We start from the raw sequence: 18,484 nt of genomic DNA, 5'->3' as shown, positions 1-18,484 counted from the left end.
CATGAAGTTTAAATTTCCACTCCAAAAAGTCTTAGAACATCGTAAGATCAAGGAAAATCTGGCCCAGAAGGACTTTCAGGGGGCCATGCTTCTTTTAAACAAAGAAAACGAGCTTCTTGAGCAGATGAATGAGCAAGTGACGGGAGCGCATGCGCAAGCCGGCGCTTTAGCGCATCAGGGCGGGGCCCAAGGTCCAGCTCTGTCTCAGATTCATGAATTCTTAAAAGGGCAGCAAATCCGCATCCAGCGCCAAAAGCAAAAAGTTCAAGAAATCGAAAAATTGGTCGAGGCCAAAAGAGAGATTTTGCGACAAGCCGCTCAGGAATATAAAATTATGGAGAAGATGCGTGAAAACAAGTTCGAGGAATATCGACTTGGTAGACTTGCGCAAGACCAAAAAGACATGGATGAGCAAAGCATCCTGCGCTTTAAAGCGGTGAAGGAATCCTAAAGAATGAAAAACGGATACGATCAATTTTTCCAAAATGCACGTAAAGTCGCCGATCAACAGCAAGGTGGAATGAAGTTCAATAAAAAACCTGCAGCGACAAAATTGCATTTGGATCTTGCATCGGAAGACGTTGAGCAACAACTGCGCCGCCGTATGAAAATGTCTCAACCAAAAAGGAAGAAAAAAGCCACGATTCCTTGGAAGATGGTGGGCGTTTCTTTTATGGGTTTGATGATGGCAATCTGGGGATTCCAAAATCACGAAGAAGTCGAAAGAATTATCAAGCGCGTGGAATTTCAAATGACCGGTCAGGCCTATGCTGAAGAAGCACCGAAAGCGGCGGCAGCTGCGCCTGTGGAAAAATCCGTGGAAAGCGCTCCAGCGGCGGCTTCTATGAGTAGCGTTGAAATTGATCACCTGCAAAAATTAAATGAAAGAAAAAAAGAACTTGATGCACGTGAAGAAGAACTCAACCGTATGGAGGGGGAACTTCAAGTACAGAAAGTGGAACTGGAAAAGCGTTTGAAAGATCTTGAAGAGATGCGCGCGAAAATTTCCGGCATCCTTGAAGAACGGGTCAAGGCTGACGACCAGAAGGTCGATACCTTGGTACAGATGTACACCAATATGAAAGCGCCACAAGCGGCCAAAGTCTTTGAGACAATGGACGAGGATTTGGCAATTGAAATACTTGGTCGTATGAAAAAGAAGAACGCTGCTGATATTATGAATTTGTTAAAACCAGAGAAGGCTCAGGTTCTGTCTGAGATGTTCGCTGGCTATAAAAGACGTCCCGCAAGCGACGCAAAATAAATAAAACTTTTTCCAAGGAAGGAGGAAGGTTTGTTACAAAGTATCGTCGGACCCCCAATGGTGGGTGCGACCGATTTGAGGTCTCAACCGGAAAGAACGGTGGATAAAGACTTCAAAGGTTCCGGCTCCGAATCTTCATTCGGCAAGGCCCTCGAAGACAAGATGTCTGCAAAGAGCCCGAAAGAATCGAAGGAAGTGAAAGAGTCACCGCAGAAGGAAACTCGGCAGAAAGAGGAAAAAGAACCTCAGCAAGCCAAGGCCGAAGCGAAGAAGGAACAACCGGTCGACAAAACCGAAGGGAAGATAGCCAAGAAGGCAGTTCGACAGCAGGCAATTCAAGAGTTCATGGACTCATTCGAGAGTGAATTCCAAATCCCTCCCACACGACTTGTGGAGGCGATGGCCCAGCTGGACGACAAGCAACTTACACAATCTCCCGAGGTAACAGCGGAAGCTGTGATTGATCAATTGGGTTTAAGCGAAGCAGACGCTGAAAAAGCGCAGGCCATGTATGCCGCTTTGCTTGTGCAACTCAGTCAGATGCCAACACAGCAACAACCCAAGCCGACACCAGAAATGGTGACGGGTGGCGCTGGTATGACTCAACAAAACATGCAAATGCGTGTGGCGACGGCTCAAGGCAAGCAAGATGCTTTGACCGCTTCCGTAGATCGCATGAATAAAAAGTTTTGGACGACCCCAGAGCAGCAAACTCCACCCACGGCAATGCCGTCCTTGGACGCGGCTTTAGCGCAAAATCTGAACATAGATGAAGAGTCTATGTCAGCGGCGTTAGACCAGGAAGTTCCAATGGAAGCGCCGCCGGTGATGGAAATGCCTGAAGCTCCGGCCAACGCAAAGCCATTGCCTGAATTGCCACCGCACTTAAAAGGCCAAATGAATGAGACGATGTCTCCGGCCTTGTTGGCGGCACTCGCGGCGAAACAAGCGGCGGCGAAAGCTCAAGGTGCTGAAGGGCAACCAGCGGCGGAACAAGCTCCTGAGTTGATGAATGAGTTCCAACAGGTAGCGCAAGCTCCTAAACTTGAAAAGCCTCAAGCATTGCTTGCCGGACAAGTTCCGCAGGCGAATGCCAAGATGGCCAATCAGGAATTCTTCCAAAACCAATCTCAGGGACAAATGATGCAACAGAATTCGCAGAATCTGGCGCAACAGGGAATGTCCTCTGAAAAAGAAAGTGCATTGACGAAACTGACGACGAAAAGTGCGGATTTCAAATCCAGCCTTTCCGGTCTTGAAGCGGTTCATGCTCAGCCTATCAAGGGCGAAGCTTTGGGTCTGCCTCAAGCAACACCTGTAGCCGCAGCTGCAGCGCCAACGCCCGTCAATCAAGCTGAGAACGAAGCCGCAGTGAAGCAGCTCATGAATCAAGCCCAATATCTTATTAAAAAAGGTGGCGGGGAGATGAAAGTTCAAATGACTCCAGAAGGCATGGGAACCATTCATCTGAAAGTGATGCTTCAAGACGGTAAAGTGAACATGCAGATGTCAGCAGATACTCAAGAGGCTAAGAAGGCGATTGAGTCTAGTCTAGCTGAACTGAAAACCAGTCTTGCTGCTCACAAGCTCTCAATGGAAAATGTAAAGGTGGATGTTGTGAATTCAACGTCTGCGGATACAGCGATGCAAAACCAAACCAATAACAACGGCAATCAGCAGCGTGATCAAGCTCGCCAGTTCTGGAACCAGTTCAACGAAAACTTCGGTTCACAAGGACGTCGCGAAGGTTACTCTGAAATGCCAAACTTAAAAGGTTATGGAATGCGCAATCGCGATCCACTTCAACCGATCGAAACTTCCAGCACCGCTCGAAGTTCCCGCAAAGTTGAAGGCAAAGGCAGCGGATTAAATCTTGTAGCTTAAGGGCGTGAGCCCGCTGGGCGGTAGCACGCAGAGCTGAAGCGCCGTCAGGCGCGGAAGCTGAAGCAGCAAGAAACTTTTTAGAAGGAGACCTCAATGGCAGTCATGAGTACCAAACTAGGAGTCAACGCATTCGGCGCAACAACTACGAAAGCCGAAAACGTGGGTGCTTCTAACATCAGTGCTCTCGATAAAGATAAACTTGGCGGCGAAAACGTCGGCGAAGTTTTAAATAAAATCGTTGATGCCAATTGGACGGATCCAGCGAAGAAAGCCCGTACAACGGGGAATCCCAACTTGGATAAAGATGCTTTCTTCAAGTTGATGCTGACGCAAATGAAAAACCAAGATCCGACGAATCCAATGAAGAGTCACGAGATGGCGGCACAGCTTGCAAACTTCTCGTCTCTAGAGCAAATGCAGAACATGAACAGAACATTGGAAGAATTGAAAAACGGACAGAAACCAACAGAAAGTTTCCAAGCGTTGAACTTGATCGGCAAAGCTGTATCAGGTGATTCTTCGAAAGTTGTTCGTGGCGTGAATGATAAAGAACACGATTTCAAATTCAATCTTCCAATGGAAGCGGCGGAAGTGAGTGTGAAAGTTCGTGATGCCGAAGGAAACATTGTTCGTTCATACAACCTCAAAGGTTTGAAGCCAGGTGAAAACAAACTGACTTGGAACGGTGAGGATGAAAAAGCAATGAAAGCTCCTCCGGGAGAATATCAATTCATCGCAGAAGCAAAAACAGGCGATGGCAAAAAAATGGGATTGAAAACAGACTTCGAAGGAATGATCACAGGCGTGAGTTATTCACCAGAAGGCCCTGTTCTTCACGTGGGAAATCAGGCGATTCGTTTCTCTGACGTGAAAAAGATCACAGACCCTCGTCTTATGAGTAACGACCAGAAAATAAATGATGTTACAAACCTAGACTTGAAGAAAGATGATGCCCTAGGACAAACTGAAAAAGAGGGGAATGTTGTTCAACAAACATCTTCCACTGCTAGCGCTCCTACGGCAAAATCGAATATCATGAAGAATGTGGGTTTGTCCCGCGACATGATGGAGAAGATCGCTAAGGAGACAGCGAAGTAATGGTAGATTTAAAGAAGATACAAACATTCGATCAACTTGTTCCGAGCCAGCCAGGGAAGATAAAACAACCTGACTTGGGTAAGGGACCTTCCTTCAAGGACACCTTGAACAACATCTCGGGCGTAACGCCTCAGAATGTTGGACAAGTAAATCCTCAAGGCCTTGCCAAGGCTGTTGAAGGAGTGAAGTTCTCGAATCACGCGATTGAGCGCATGAGAACTCGGGGGATTAGTTATTCACCTGAGGACATCACGAAGCTGCAAGACGCGATCTCGAGAGCGGCGGCGAAAGGTTCCAAGGATTCATTAGTGTTAATGAATGACTCGGCACTGATCGTCAGCGTGAAGAATAATACCGTTGTGACGGTGATGGATAAGAATGCATTGAAAGAAAATGTATTCACGAACATCGACTCAACAGTAGTTATCTAGAACGCCCGCGGACGCGGAAGAGGCCGAAGAGCGGAGCTCGAAGGCTGAACTGGTTCGCAAAGAAGTTAACAGAGTGGACGGGCTTAGTTAGCTTTTGTTTGAAAAATTAAATAATTTTAGGGCTGGTCCTCGTAGAGGAGGCCCTCCAAACGGCGGATTCCGATTGAAGACGCCAACGACATGGAGGTCACATGGGTATTCTTTCATCTCTTTACACGGGTGTGTCTGGTATGACTGCGCAAGGCGAGGCTTTGGGCGTTATCGGGGACAACATCGCCAACGCGAACACTATCGGTTTCAAAGCAAGCCGTGCAGAATTCCAAGACATTATTTCTAAAAACTTAAAAGGTATTCTTGGTGGTAACCAAATCGGTCGCGGTGTGAAGATCGGTGCAGTAAACCCAATCTTAACTCAAGGTAACATCGACGCTACAGAAAAAGTCACTGACTTGGCGATTTCTGGTGACGGTTACTTCAAAGTAAAAGGTTCCGATGGTGAATCTTTCACTCGTGACGGTTCTTTCCACTTTGACCGTGAAGGTTACTTGGTAACGAACGACAATCAAAGAGTTCAAGGTTTCTCGACAGACGAGAAGGGCAATATCGTTAACAAAATGACAGATATCAAATTCCCTCGAGCTTTGATCCCAGCGAAAGCTACAAAAGAATTGAAATTGGATTTGAACTTAGACTCGCGCATGGAAGCGACTAAGAAATTTGATATCAAAGATCCATATTCTACCTCTCACTACTCTACAGGTGTAGAGATGTATGACTCTCAAGGTAACAAACACTTGGTAAGCTTCTTCTTCAATAAAGTGGCTGATCGTGAGTGGGAATTCAAAGGTTTGGTTGACGGTAAAGAAGTGACTGGTGGCGAAGACGGAGCATTGTCTCAAGTTGTTGCTGGTAAATTGACTTTCACAGTTGACGGTAAATTGGATTCACAAGAAGTGACTGACTCTGCATTCAACTTCAAGGGCGGTGCTCTTCAGGGTCAACAAGTTAAGATCAACTTCGGTGACGCTATTAAAGATGGCGGTAAAGGTTTGGAAGGTACTAAGCAGTACGGTAAAAACTCGGACTTGATCTCTTGGAACCAAGACGGAGCGGCGGCAGGAACAATCACTGGCTTGTCATTCAATGATGAAGGTATCTTGACTGCGGTTTACTCGAACGGACAAGCTTCTGACCTTGCTCAGATCGCTCTTGCGAAATTCGAAAATCCGGAAGCCCTATTCAAAGTTGGTAACAATCGTTTGAAAGAATCTAGAGACTCTGGTGCTGCTTCTTTGGGTGGCCCGGGTTCAGCAGGCCGCGGTAAGTTGTTCGCAAAATCTCTTGAGAGATCTACTGTAGATTTGGCGACTGAATTCGTAAACATGATTCAAAATCAACGTGGTTTCCAAGCGAATGCGAAGACAATCACGACGACAGATGAACTTTTGAACGAGGTTATCCAGCTTAAGAGATAATAATCTGATCTAAAAACCTAATGACCATGTCGAACGGGCTCTCTGACCAGGAGCCCGTTTTTTTATTTTTCGCGCCTCGCCGTAAATGCGAAATCTCATTTATGCAATCCTGATTACGGCACAGTTTGATTTTAAGTTTGCAATCCAAAATGAGACGTCCGTTAAATGTATGTAATAATGCTGTGTTTACGGGGTTTTATTACATTTCCGACTTTTGTTTAGAGACAAACCTGTTATATCCTTGGGCTCAGAAATAACATGAACGTAACAAAGGTGACTCTGTATGAGATGCTTAGTAGTTGAAGACGATAACGAAATCGCAACGATCGTGAAACAGGGCTTAGGGGAACTTGAAGGCGAAGTGGAAGTTGAAGCTAACGGCCGCCGCGCTTACGAGAGAGCTTTGACAAATCATTACGACATCATCGTACTTGATCTAATGCTTCCTGAGATGGACGGTTACACATTCGCAAAGTCTTTGCGCGAAAAAGAAGTGAACACGCCAATCTTAATCCTTAGCGCCTTGCGCGAATTAGACGACCGTTTGAAAGGTTTAAGCATGGGTGGCGACGACTACCTTACAAAACCTTTTGCAATGGCTGAGTTGCAAATCCGCGTTAAAAATCTTTTGAAGCGCGCGCAAAAAGCTTCTGAAGTGACTCAATTGGTTTTCCAAGATTTGAAGTTGAACCGATTGAATCGTGAAGTGGTGCGTGCGGGTCGCAAGTTGGATCTACAAGAAAGAGAATTCGTTCTTCTAGATCTATTCATGAGCAATCCAAATAAAATCATCGGAAAACAAACGATCCTTAAGGAAGTTTGGAATTATGATTTCGATCCACAAACAAACGTGGTAGACGTATTGGTATGCCGTTTAAGAAACAAGTTAGAGAAGGATTTCCCTACACGACTTATTTATACGGTCAGAGGTGTAGGATATGTTCTTAAGTCGTCTTAAGCCGACTCTTTTCCGAATCAGCACTAAATTGACCTTAGCGTACTCTTTAGTGCTGATCCTTAGTTCCACCGTCATATTTAGCTTCCTTTACTTTCAAATAAGTCAGGCCCTGCAAAATCAGGAACGACTGGTATTGGAAGCTAAACTCGAAGAATACCGAAATCGTATCGAAATGCGCGGGCTCAAAGAGCTGACGGACTATTTTTCTTATGTTCCTGGTTACGATCAGAATGCCGCTTTGCTTGTGAGTTTAGTAAACCCGCGGGGCGACGTCCTTTTTCTTCATGAACCTATTGCTGGTTCGAATGTGGATTTTGAGGATGTGAAGTCCGAGGTTATTAACCAGAAGTCGCCCCATTTTGATTTCGTCATGCCCGAAGCAAAAGGAAACGACAGTTTGTTGATTTTCGGCAGAACTTTGAAAGATGGAAATCGCCTTTTCGTCGCAAAAAGCACTGAAGGACTGGGCGTTCAATTGCGCAATCTGCAAAAAATTTTCTGGTGGTTGCTTTTACCTGTGGCCTTGGTGGGTTTCTTAGGGGGCTTGTTCCTTTCTAATAAAACGCTCAGCCCTGTCCGGGAGCTTTTGACTTCAATGAAAAAAATTGAAGGTGGCTCTTTATCGACACGTGTACCGATTGGTGGCAGTGACGACGAATTAGAAGAGCTCAAAATTCTTTGTAATAAGATGCTCGATAAGATCGAAAATCTGGTGAACGGATTGAAAGAGGCCTTTGATCACCTAGCTCACGATATTCGTACGCCGGTGACACGCTTGCGGGGTCGTGCCGAACTGGCATTGCAAGCTGAAGGTGATATCGAAACTTATCGTGAAGCTTTACAAAGCTGCTTTGAAAACTCAGATAAGATTCTTAACTTCCTGCAAGTTCTTACAGATATTACTGAAGCAGAAAACCGCAGTAAAAAACTGAAGCTTGAAAAGAAGTTTATCAGTCAGTTGGTTGAGGAAATCATGAGTTTGTACGAGATGGCTTTTGAAGAAAAAGACATCAAGATCAGCGTAAAGCTGGATGCTCACGATTGGGCCATGGTTGATGCCCGTCTGATTAGTCGAGTGATTGCCAACCTTTTGGATAATGCCCATAAATACACGCCTTCTGGCGGTGAGGTGTTGATTGAAACTATCAATCAAACTGAAAACGTCATATTGCGTGTGACAGACACGGGACCTGGTATTGCGCCTGAAGAGCATGCCGCGATTTTCCAAAAACTGTATCGCAGTGATAAGAGCCGTTCTGAATATGGTATGGGGTTGGGTCTGACATTTGTTAAAGCCGTTGTCGAAGCTCATGACGGAAAGGTCTCTGTCCGAAGTCCTGTGAAGGATGGAAAGGGCACAGAATTCGAAGTTCTTTTGCAAAAGATGTCTTAATAAAGCGCATTGGGTGCGCTTTATTCTGTCGTCTCAATCTGCTTTGTAGTAAACTTAGTTTAAATTCGAATACCAAGGGTTTTGCGGAAGAGTTTCGCAAAAGTTTTTTGATGGTAGGGTCGCCATCCTTTCTAGAAAGGATGCCCCTATGGAGCTTGGTGAAAAGTTCTTAAATCTTCTATTTATATTTATCCCGCTGATTTTCTTTGTATCACTTTTCTTTTATATGGAGTCTCGTCGGAAATCCAAAGGGGGCTCGGCCCGAGACTCGAAACATCGCTAATAAGAGATTTCAACGACCTGTACGTCCACGGTGCGGGTCGATGGATTTCCCTGGGCGTCTGTTGTTGGGACTTGCTGGCGATATATTTTCTGGCTCATTTGCGGTGAGATCGAATGCTTACCTTGCCTATAGTAAGTTTGTAAAACATTGACGTTTTTGCCATTGGATTTAAAGGCGAAATGAATACTGTCGACATCGCGTAGGTCCACATCGAAATGGATAACACCGTTTTGTGAAAGGACGGACGCGATCTTTTGTCCATTCATTAGAACATCAATGACAGCACCATTTACGGCATCTGTGAGAACACTCAAAGACTTCACGCTTTGTAAGTCTGTAGGGCTTGTAGGCGCGCCTGAAGATGTTTTTCCCGCGTCGACGATGGTTAAGGATACGCCAATGCTTCCTGACGTAGTCCCAGCCTGAACAAACAAGGATACGAAAAGAACAGTGATGAAGGCTGGAATACAGAATTTCATGGAACAAGCTCCGTTTCTGAGAGGTTTGAATGTGTTTCAACGAAGGAGCAATCACCGTGCCCGGCTGCGAGATATTAAGAAGATCTGGAGGCTTGTTTCAGAGTATAAAAACCAAAAAATGCGCATTTTTTGGCAATGCTTATAAAACTTAAACATATTTAGCCTCTTTATGGGCAAATAGGTGTGTCGATCAGACGCTTTATACGAAGTTACCAAACCTGACTTCCTAACAAATTTGGTAATCGAAACACTTGGAACAATACCTGCTAAACCCTTCCTGAATCTCAAAATAAAAGGATGGTTTATGAAAAGTTCAGTAGTTACAGTTTTGGGTTGTCTTCTTTTTACGCTCTCTGCCTTTGCGCAGGAGTCAGGAAATCGTAGCTGTCTAGAGCCTTGCACTTCTAAAAGAGATTTCCCCTACTTCGCGCACACAACGACAGGCATAGATCACGGCTACGACATGACGATAAAAAAGGAAATTGTTGGTGATGCTCAAATTAAATTTTCGCTGATCGTTGAAGGCGCAGAAGTCGGGATGCCACAGAGCTCTTTGATTTCATTGTCACGTACCGAGGATCTGCTTATGTTCCGTATGGTGAATTATAAGTACGATAAGAATTGGCAAAAACCCGATGATTTCCAAGGCAGCATCGCCCTTAAAATTTCATTGGTGCGTGGCGAAGAATTGCTCACGTCGCAAGTTATTCCTTTTGCTGCAGACACAGTGGCTGAACAATTTTTTGTGGATGAGCCACGCGAAATTATTTTGCAGTCCGAAACAGCTTCTGCAAAACTCACGACTGAGTTGATTGCTGCAGGAGGAATGAAATGTCGCTGGAAGCTGATTTCCTCTGGGACGATGTATTGTGATCCTCTAAAATAGATCTCTCGCTCCAAGATTTCCCTTCTTGGAGCTTTCAAGTTACGCGTTGGTAATTGACCCCGTGTAGCCCACAGAATTAAATCCTCGTAAGAATTTGTGTTTTGTCTACATGTTTAAATTCCCATAATGTTTATTCGAAGATGTCTCGAACTAAGGAGAGATCTTGTGGCTAAGCTTGATACTCATGTAGAAGCAAAAAGTCGTTCCGGAAAAAAGAATTCTAAAACACCTGTGAAGCCGATGAAGATGAAAGAGTTTTCGTCAGTCGACAAAAAAAATGTCGCACCGTCAACCTTTCTGAATTTTGAAATGCCAACAGACACAAACCCCAAAGAACAACTGCGCCAGCTTTTGTTCACGGTAAAAGCCGTGCGACGTGGTGACTTCGCGGTGAGAATGCCGGTGGGGCAAGAGGGTATCATTGCTGAAATCGGTGAAGTCCTCAACGATATCATCGAGCTTAACGAAAATATGGCCAACGAATTCGTCAGAGTTCGAAGCACCGTCGGTCTTGAAGGTAAGATGAACGAACGTGTGTCGATGGGGTCGGTGCGCGGCGCCTGGGCGACAAGTGTAGACTCTGTGAATCTTCTTATCGGGGATCTGGTACAGCCGACACAAGAGGTCGCGCGTGTCATCACCTCCGTGGCAAAGGGCGACTTGTCACAGAAGATGTCCTTAGAAATTGAATCCCGCGCGGTCAAAGGGGAGTTCTTGCGTATCGGTACCACGGTGAATGCCATGGTGGACCAGTTAAATTCATTTGCCTCTGAGGTTACGCGTGTTGCGAAAGAGGTGGGTACGGAAGGAAAACTGGGCGGACAAGCGGACGTTCGCGGTGCTTCAGGTATTTGGAGAGACTTAACAGATAACGTAAACAGCCTTGCGGGTAACTTGACGGACCAGGTTCGTAACATCGCCAAAGTAACAACAGCCGTAGCCAAAGGGGACTTGTCGCAAAAGATCACGGTTGATGCCAAGGGCGAGATCTTCGAGCTCAAAAACACTATCAACGTCATGGTGGATCAGCTTTCATCATTCGCCGCCGAGGTAACGCGTGTTGCGAAGGAAGTAGGTACGGAAGGTCGTCTGGGTGGTCAGGCCGACGTAAAAGGTGTGTCTGGTACCTGGAAAGATTTAACAGACAACGTAAATGGTCTTGCGAATAATCTAACAGCGCAAGTACGTAACATCGCGAAAGTAACAACGGCGGTTGCCAACGGTGACTTGTCACAAAAAATCACGGTCGATGCGCGCGGTGAAATCTTAGAGCTTAAAAATACCATCAACGTGATGGTGGATCAGTTGAACTCGTTCGCAGCCGAAGTGACTCGTGTCGCGAAGGAAGTGGGTACTGAAGGTCGTCTGGGTGGTCAGGCCGACGTAAAAGGTGTGTCTGGTACTTGGAAAGACTTAACAGATAATGTGAATGGTCTTGCGAATAACTTAACGGCGCAAGTACGTAACATCGCCAAAGTAACAACAGCCGTAGCAAATGGTGACTTGTCACAAAAGATCACGGTTGACGCCAAAGGTGAAATTCTTGAACTGAAAGACACCATCAACACAATGGTGGATACGCTTCGCTCATTCGCAGCGGAGGTAACACGTGTTGCGAAAGAAGTTGGTACCGAAGGAAAACTAGGTGGTCAGGCCGACGTAAAAGGTGTTTCTGGTACATGGAAAGACTTAACTGACAATGTGAACGGACTAGCCGGGAACTTAACAGCTCAAGTGCGTAACATCGCTAAAGTTACCACCGCGGTGGCGACAGGGGACTTGTCACAAAAGATTACGGTCGATGCTAAAGGCGAAATCCTTGAATTAAAAAATACAATCAACACGATGGTGGATCAGTTGAACTCATTCGCTGCCGAGGTGACTCGTGTCGCGAAAGAGGTTGGTACTGAAGGTAAACTGGGCGGACAAGCCGAAGTTCGCGGAGTTTCTGGTACGTGGAAAGACCTCACAGACAACGTAAATAGCTTAGCGGGTAACTTAACAGACCAAGTACGTAACATCGCGAAAGTAACAACCGCCGTTGCTAAAGGCGACTTGTCACAAAAAATTACGGTGGATGCTAAGGGCGAGATCTTTGAGCTTAAAAATACAATCAACGTCATGGTGGATCAGTTGAACTCATTCGCAGCCGAGGTGACTCGTGTCGCGAAAGAGGTGGGTACTGAAGGTAAACTGGGCGGACAAGCCGAAGTTAAAGGTGTTTCCGGTACTTGGAAAGACCTTACTGATAACGTGAATGGTCTAGCCGGAAACTTAACAGCGCAAGTACGTAACATCGCTAAAGTTACGACGGCGGTCGCAAAAGGTGACTTGTCACAGAAAATCACGGTTGATGCCAAAGGCGAGATCTTCGAATTAAAAAATACAATCAATACGATGGTGGATCAATTGAACTCATTCGCTGCCGAGGTGACTCGTGTGGCGAAAGAAGTAGGTACTGAAGGTAAACTGGGTGGACAAGCGGAAGTTCGCGGAGTTTCTGGTACATGGAAAGACTTAACTGATAACGTCAACAGCCTTGCCGGAAATCTAACCGCGCAAGTACGTAATATCGCGAAAGTAACAACAGCCGTTGCAAAAGGTGACCTGTCTCAGAAGATCACCGTTGATGCCAAGGGTGAAATCCTAGAGCTGAAAAATACAATCAACGTGATGGTGGATCAGTTGAACTCATTCGCTGCCGAGGTGACTCGTGTGGCGAAAGAGGTTGGTACTGAAGGTAAATTGGGCGGACAAGCGGAAGTAAAAGGTGTTTCGGGTACGTGGAAAGACCTTACAGATAACGTAAATGGTCTTGCAGGAAATCTAACAGCTCAAGTTCGTAACATCGCCAAAGTAACAACAGCCGTTGCAAAAGGTGACCTGTCTCAGAAGATCACCGTTGATGCCAAGGGTGAAATCCTAGAGCTGAAAAATACAATCAACGTGATGGTGGATCAGTTGAACTCATTCGCTGCCGAGGTGACTCGCGTGGCGAAAGAGGTTGGTACTGAAGGAAAACTAGGTGGACAAGCCGATGTTAAAGGGGTGTCTGGAACTTGGAAAGACTTAACGGATAACGTGAACTTCATGGCATCAAACTTGACCATGCAAGTCCGTGGTATCGTGAAAGTCGTAACTGCTGTTGCCAATGGTGATTTAAATCAAAAATTCGTTCTTGAAGCAAAAGGGGAAGTGGCCGCTCTTGCGGAAACGATCAACTCAATGACAGACACGCTACGTACATTCGCGGATCAGGTATCCACGGTCGCACGTGAAGTGGGTGTCGAAGGTAAACTGGGAGCACAAGCCCACGTACCTGGTGTTGCCGGTACATGGAAAGACTTAACAGATAACGTAAACTTCATGGCCTCGAACTTAACAAAACAAGTTCGCGGTATCGTGAAGGTCGTTACTGCCGTTGCCGAAGGTGATTTAAATCAAAAATTCGTTCTTGAAGCAAAAGGGGAAGTGGCCGCTCTTGCTGAAACGATCAACTCAATGACAGATACTCTTCGTACATTCTCTGATCAGGTAACGACAGTTGCTCGTGAGGTGGGTATCGAAGGTAAACTGGGCGGACAGGCGAAAGTTCCGGGCGCTTCGGGTACTTGGAAAGATTTGACCGACAACGTGAATCAGCTTGCCGGAAACTTAACAACACAAGTTCGTGCGATCGCGGAAGTATCGACAGCGGTAACAAAAGGTGATTTGACTCGTTCAATCACGGTGGAAGCACAAGGAGAGGTTGCGGCCCTTTCTGAAAATATCAATCAGATGATCTCAAATCTGAAAGACACGACTCAGAAAAACCAAGAGCAAGACTGGTTGAAAACGAACCTCGCGAAGTTCTCTGGAATGATGCAAGGGCAGCGTTCCGTGACTTCAGTCGCGCAGTTGATCATGTCCGAGCTGACTCCATTGGTGGACGCTCGTCATGGAACATTCTTCATGGCAGAAAATGAAGGCAATGAAACTGTCTTGAATTTGATTGCGAGCTACGCTTTCACTGAAAGAAGAAATGTTTCTAACAAATACAAACTTAAAGAAGGTCTGGTGGGTCAGTGCGCGTTCGAGAAAAAACGCATTCTTCTGATCTCTCCACCGGATGACTATGTAAAAATCAGTTCCAGCATCGTGGAAGAAAAGCCACGCAATGTGATTGTTCTTCCAGTTCTGTTTGAGGGAGAGCTGAAAGCCGTTATTGAATTGGCTTCCGTCATTCCGTTTACTCAGAACTATATCAACTTCCTGGATCAGTTAATGGATTCGGTCGGCGTTATCCTGAACATGATCTCTTCAAGTATGAGAACAGAGGAACTTCTGCAAGAGTTGAAACGTTCCAATGCCGAACTGGAAGCGCAAGCAAAAGAGCTCGAAGAAAAGGCGAAACTTTTGGAAGTCAAAAACCAAGAGGTCGAACTGGCGTCTCGTTCACTCGAAGAAAAAGCAGAACAACTGTCACTTATTTCGAAGTACAAGTCCGAATTCTTGGCGAACATGTCCCACGAACTTCGCACGCCGCTTAATAGCTTGTTAATCCTGTCAAAAACATTGGCGGATAATAAGGATAAGAACTTAAGTGCGGAACAGGTGAAATTTGCAAGCACGGTCCATTCAGCCGGACAAGACTTGTTAGCATTGATCAACGAGATTCTAGATCTATCAAAAGTGGAAGCTGGAAAAATGCCAGTCACGCCAAAGGCAGTTCCACTCAAAGAGGTTCAAGAATACATCGAGCAGACGTTCCGTCCGGTGGCAGAGCACAAGGGTCTGGAGTTTGTTATCGAAACCAGCACGGACCTCCCGAAAAACATGTATACGGATGAAAACCGTCTGCAACAGATTTTGAAGAACCTTTTGTCGAATGCTTTTAAGTTCACTGAAAAAGGACAAGTGAAGCTGGAAGTTGTTTGGGACAAAACGCGCACTGGATATTCCAGCGAAGGCAGCAAATCTAAAGGAGCGATGGTCTTCCGAGTAACCGATACCGGTATCGGTATTCCATTAGAAAAACAGAAATTGATCTTCGAAGCCTTCCAACAAGCTGACGGCACAACAAGTCGTAAATATGGTGGAACAGGTTTGGGTCTGACGATCAGTCGAGAAATCGCTCGCCTCTTAGGTGGTGTTATCGAAGTGCAAAGTCAGCCAGGTGTAGGCAGTAGCTTTACTCTGGTTCTTCCATTGAAGTACACGGGTGCGGAAGCGCAGAATGTAGGCATTCAGGCAGACGAAAGCACTCAAGCTCTGCCACTCCCAGTTGAAGCTGACTTTACCGGTCGTAAAGTTCTGATTGTCGATGATGACGTCCGTAACGTTTTTGCCCTTTCAAGTGTGCTAAAAATGCGCGGTATGAATGTGGTTTTTGCAGAAAACGGCAAACAAGGAATTAAGGTTCTTACTGAAAATCCGGATACGGATTTGGTATTGATGGACACGATGATGCCAGAAATGGACGGATTGGAGGCCACCCGCGAAATCCGTGCGCTTCCTCAGTTTGCAAATTTGCCAATCATTTCATTGACGGCGAAAGCAATGAAGGGCGACAGAGAGAAGTGTCTCGAAGCCGGAGCTTCAGACTACGTCACGAAGCCTGTTGACGAAGCACATTTGTTATCAGTCATGTACTCTTGGTTACCGAATAAAGAAAAAATGAACTAATTATGCGCAAAGATCAGAGCCTCGTAGACATTTTAATAGTCGATGATCGTATCGACGGCCTCATCACTCTGGAGGCCGTCCTTGATATGCCCGGCGTGAATTTGGTCAAGGCCCAATCGGGTCGTGAGGCTTTGGATCTTTTAAACCTTTATGATTTCGGCGTGATTCTGTTGGATGTGCAGATGCCAGAGCTTGATGGTTTTGAAACAGCAGCTTTGATTCGCAAGCACGAAAAATACAAACTGACGCCGATCATTTTTGTAACTGCTATCAATAAAGACGAGCGCTATATCTATCGCGGCTATGAAGCCGGTGCAGTGGATTATATTTTTAAGCCATTCGAACCTCAGATTTTGCGTTCGAAAGTCAGCGTCTTCATCGAGCTCTTCAAAAAAAATCGTCAATTGCAAGCGCAAGCCGAAACCATTCGTGAAAGCGAACGTCGCGAGCGCTATCTGCGTCTTACCGAGTTGGAAAATGAAAGTCTGAAACGATACCGCAATCTTGCGGATGCCATTCCCCATATGGTGTGGCGTGCGCGTGGGGACGGAACTTTGGATTATTTCAATAAAGGTTGGAGTGATTACACCGGCCTTTCTTTAGAAAAAAGTTTCGGAAGTGGATGGCAAACAGCGTTTGTCGGTGAAGATCTGACAAACTTCCTAAAAACCTGGATGCAGGCTATGGCAGACGGAAGTTCATTCGAATGTGAATGCCGCATCACCAAACACGACGGCGAGCAACGTTGGTTCTGGGTAAAGACAGTTTCCGAACTTAATCAATTTGGCCAAGCACAGAATTGGTTAGGCACTTGTACTGACATTCATGATCGTAAGATGGCAGAGATCCGACTGATTCAGGCTGAAAAGGAAGCCAAAGCGGCGAATCTTTCTAAAACCAGTTTCCTTGCTAATATGAGTCATGAAATTCGCACACCTATGAACGCTATCCTGGGCTTTACAGAGTTGATGTTGGAACCCAATCAAACGTCGGAAGATCGCATTGATTGCATTCATACCGTGCAAAGAAATGCCAGCCAGCTTCTTAAAATCATTGACGAGATTTTAGATATTTCGAAAGTTGAATCTGGACACATGACGATTGAACATGTCGAAGTCAATATGTCTGCATTGCTGGAAGATTTAAAGAATCTATTGAATCTTCAGGCCGCCGATAAGGGTTTGAATTTTGAAATTAATTTGATGAACTCGATTCCGCAGGCCATTTATTCAGATCCGACTCGTTTAAGACAAATTCTTTTAAATCTTGTCGGAAACGCTTTGAAGTTCACCAGTCACGGATTTGTTCACCTAGATGTGCAGTGGCAAAATGATGAAATGAGATTTTTGATTTCTGATTCGGGGGTAGGTATCGCTCCTGAACATGCTTCTAAATTATTCCAACCCTTTGTTCAAGAGGACGGTTCTACGACACGCAAATTTGGTGGAACTGGTTTGGGTCTTGCATTGTCTCGTCAACTTGCGCGCGCCATGGGTGGTGATGTGAAATTGGAAGAAAGCAAGCAGGGCAAGGGCAGTAAATTCCTCGTAACGATTCATGCGGAACCGGTGAATAGAAAGAGCCTGATCTCGAACTTAGAATTCGGTATTCAAAGAAAAAGAAAAAGCATCTCTGAGATCAGCGATGGTCGTTTGAAAGGCATGAAAGTTCTTTTGGTAGAAGATGTTCTAGATAACCAAGCATTAATGGTTCACTTTCTAAATATCGCTGGCGCCCAGGTGGATGTCGCCAACAATGGACAAGAAGGCATCGCAAAGGCCCTGAAGGGCAAATACGATGCGGTTTTAATGGATATTCAAATGCCATTGATGGACGGCTACGAGGCGACACGTCTTTTAAGAGCTCAAAATTTTAAAGCTCCCATCATTGCTCTTTCGGCCCATGCTCTGCGTGAAGAAAGAGAAAAAAGTATCAGTGCCGGTTGCACGGAACATCTTGCTAAGCCGGTCGAATTCAACGTTCTGATTGAGCATCTTTCGAAGTTCAATCCTAATAAACCTAAGGAAGGGGATGCTCATGTCCGGTGAGATACCTGATGATATCCGTGAATTTATTCGACGGTATATCAGCTCGGTTTCTCTGTTAGAAGTTTTACTGTTGATGAAGCGGGATTCTACGAAAGCGTGGCGCGCGGAAGACATTAGTTCTGAAATGCGAACGAACGTATCCTACGCCTCATCACAGCTTGCAGAGTTGGCGGCGGCAAAATTAATTGTAAATAATGGCGAGGGCTATGAATTCCCTGCCCATTCAAAACAAATGGATATTCTGAACCGATTGGAAGAGCTCTATGCCAATCGTCGTTCATCCGTTATCGGATTCATTTACTCACAACCTATTGATAGCATCCGTGACTTCGCGAATGCTTTTAAAATCAAGAAAGACTAGTTATGGCATTCGTCGTCTATCTTCTTTGTTCGATTATGAGTACCTTCTGTGCCTTTATGCTGATGCGCGCTTACCTTAGCAACCGCACACGACTTCTTTTCTGGAGCAGCGCCTGTTTTGTCGGAATCGCTTTAAACAACATTTTACTTTCGGTCGATTTTCAATTGGGACCCAGTTATGACCTGTCTACGATCCGCGCGGTTATTATATTCGTAGCGATGGCTTCGTTTATTTACGGTTTGATTTGGGATACGGTGTAA

14 protein-coding genes are annotated in these 18,484 nt (G+C 45.5%); 13 read left to right on the top strand and 1 reads right to left on the bottom strand.

Going from position 1 to position 18,484, the window contains the following annotated elements:
- Position 1: 1 nt before the first annotated feature.
- The 8 genes from fliJ (at position 2) to AZI87_RS04370 (ending at position 8,503) form a co-directional block, all read left to right on the top strand.
- Positions 2-451, top strand: a complete 450-nt coding sequence (gene fliJ, locus AZI87_RS04405; RefSeq protein ID WP_063205186.1) for a flagellar export protein FliJ — start codon at positions 2-4, stop codon at positions 449-451.
- A gap of 3 nt (positions 452-454) precedes the next feature.
- Complete coding sequence (locus tag AZI87_RS04400) at positions 455-1,264, top strand: MotE family protein (RefSeq protein ID WP_063205185.1); 810 nt, start codon at positions 455-457, stop codon at positions 1,262-1,264.
- A 30-nt stretch (positions 1,265-1,294) separates the two neighbouring features.
- Entirely contained in the window at positions 1,295-3,148 is a 1,854-nt protein-coding gene (locus AZI87_RS04395) for a flagellar hook-length control protein FliK (protein ID WP_253696427.1), read from the top strand.
- Positions 3,149-3,241: 93 nt separating this feature from the next.
- Positions 3,242-4,246: a flagellar hook assembly protein FlgD gene (locus AZI87_RS04390; protein ID WP_063205183.1), complete on the top strand. Its 1,005-nt coding sequence runs from the start codon at positions 3,242-3,244 to the stop codon at positions 4,244-4,246.
- On the top strand, positions 4,246-4,677 hold the full coding sequence (locus tag AZI87_RS04385; RefSeq protein ID WP_063205182.1) for a TIGR02530 family flagellar biosynthesis protein: 432 nt from the start codon (positions 4,246-4,248) through the stop codon (positions 4,675-4,677). The genes AZI87_RS04390 and AZI87_RS04385 overlap by 1 nt, the downstream gene beginning before the upstream one ends.
- Positions 4,678-4,868: 191 nt before the next feature.
- Complete coding sequence (locus AZI87_RS04380) at positions 4,869-6,152, top strand: flagellar hook protein FlgE (RefSeq protein WP_063205181.1); 1,284 nt, start codon at positions 4,869-4,871, stop codon at positions 6,150-6,152.
- Between the two features lie 283 nt (positions 6,153-6,435).
- Entirely contained in the window at positions 6,436-7,110 is a 675-nt protein-coding gene (locus AZI87_RS04375) for a response regulator transcription factor (RefSeq protein WP_063205180.1), read from the top strand.
- The gene (locus AZI87_RS04370) at positions 7,091-8,503 is read left to right on the top strand and encodes a sensor histidine kinase (protein WP_081112125.1); all 1,413 of its coding nucleotides are present in this window, start codon (positions 7,091-7,093) and stop codon (positions 8,501-8,503) included. Before AZI87_RS04375 ends, AZI87_RS04370 begins: the two co-directional genes overlap by 20 nt.
- A 279-nt stretch (positions 8,504-8,782) precedes the next feature.
- Here AZI87_RS04370 and AZI87_RS04365 read toward each other — a convergent pair whose 3' ends face one another.
- Complete coding sequence (locus tag AZI87_RS04365) at positions 8,783-9,265, bottom strand: hypothetical protein (RefSeq protein ID WP_063205179.1); 483 nt, start codon at positions 9,263-9,265, stop codon at positions 8,783-8,785.
- Positions 9,266-9,569: 304 nt separating this feature from the next.
- Between AZI87_RS04365 and AZI87_RS04360 the strand changes: the two genes are divergently transcribed.
- The 5 genes from AZI87_RS04360 (at position 9,570) to AZI87_RS04340 (ending at position 18,484) form a co-directional block, all read left to right on the top strand.
- Positions 9,570-10,151: a hypothetical protein gene (locus AZI87_RS04360; RefSeq protein WP_063205178.1), complete on the top strand. Its 582-nt coding sequence runs from the start codon at positions 9,570-9,572 to the stop codon at positions 10,149-10,151.
- Between the two features lie 309 nt (positions 10,152-10,460).
- Complete coding sequence (locus AZI87_RS04355) at positions 10,461-15,815, top strand: HAMP domain-containing protein (RefSeq protein ID WP_063206570.1); 5,355 nt, start codon at positions 10,461-10,463, stop codon at positions 15,813-15,815.
- Between the two features lie 2 nt (positions 15,816-15,817).
- Entirely contained in the window at positions 15,818-17,863 is a 2,046-nt protein-coding gene (locus tag AZI87_RS04350; RefSeq protein WP_063205177.1) for a hybrid sensor histidine kinase/response regulator, read from the top strand.
- Positions 17,853-18,224, top strand: coding sequence for a hypothetical protein (locus AZI87_RS04345; RefSeq protein ID WP_063205176.1), 372 nt, complete (start codon positions 17,853-17,855; stop codon positions 18,222-18,224). Before AZI87_RS04350 ends, AZI87_RS04345 begins: the two co-directional genes overlap by 11 nt.
- 2 nt (positions 18,225-18,226) lie before the next feature.
- Positions 18,227-18,484: a DUF5985 family protein gene (locus AZI87_RS04340; protein WP_063205175.1), complete on the top strand. Its 258-nt coding sequence runs from the start codon at positions 18,227-18,229 to the stop codon at positions 18,482-18,484.

It is taken from the genome of Bdellovibrio bacteriovorus (assembly GCF_001592745.1).
Taxonomy (GTDB): Bacteria; Bdellovibrionota; Bdellovibrionia; order Bdellovibrionales; family Bdellovibrionaceae; genus Bdellovibrio; species Bdellovibrio bacteriovorus_B.
The sequence above is the reverse complement of the archived record's forward strand: the minus strand, read 5'-3'. Positions and strand labels throughout refer to the sequence as shown.

Bases quoted from the DNA above. Each gene is read 5' to 3' on its own strand.
- AZI87_RS04370 (WP_081112125.1), top strand. From the start codon at position 7,091: ATGTTCTTAAGTCGTCTTAAGCCGACTCTTTTCCGAATCAGCACTAAA.
- AZI87_RS04375 (WP_063205180.1), top strand. From the start codon at position 6,436: ATGAGATGCTTAGTAGTTGAAGACGATAACGAAATCGCAACGATCGTG.
- AZI87_RS04355 (WP_063206570.1), top strand. From the start codon at position 10,461: ATGCCAACAGACACAAACCCCAAAGAACAACTGCGCCAGCTTTTGTTC.
- AZI87_RS04360 (WP_063205178.1), top strand. From the start codon at position 9,570: ATGAAAAGTTCAGTAGTTACAGTTTTGGGTTGTCTTCTTTTTACGCTC.
- AZI87_RS04350 (WP_063205177.1), top strand. From the start codon at position 15,818: ATGCGCAAAGATCAGAGCCTCGTAGACATTTTAATAGTCGATGATCGT.
- fliJ (WP_063205186.1), top strand. From the start codon at position 2: ATGAAGTTTAAATTTCCACTCCAAAAAGTCTTAGAACATCGTAAGATC.
- AZI87_RS04390 (WP_063205183.1), top strand. From the start codon at position 3,242: ATGGCAGTCATGAGTACCAAACTAGGAGTCAACGCATTCGGCGCAACA.
- AZI87_RS04380 (WP_063205181.1), top strand. From the start codon at position 4,869: ATGGGTATTCTTTCATCTCTTTACACGGGTGTGTCTGGTATGACTGCG.
- AZI87_RS04340 (WP_063205175.1), top strand. From the start codon at position 18,227: ATGGCATTCGTCGTCTATCTTCTTTGTTCGATTATGAGTACCTTCTGT.
- AZI87_RS04345 (WP_063205176.1), top strand. From the start codon at position 17,853: ATGTCCGGTGAGATACCTGATGATATCCGTGAATTTATTCGACGGTAT.
- AZI87_RS04365 (WP_063205179.1), bottom strand. From the start codon at position 9,265: ATGAAATTCTGTATTCCAGCCTTCATCACTGTTCTTTTCGTATCCTTG.
- AZI87_RS04400 (WP_063205185.1), top strand. From the start codon at position 455: ATGAAAAACGGATACGATCAATTTTTCCAAAATGCACGTAAAGTCGCC.
- AZI87_RS04385 (WP_063205182.1), top strand. From the start codon at position 4,246: ATGGTAGATTTAAAGAAGATACAAACATTCGATCAACTTGTTCCGAGC.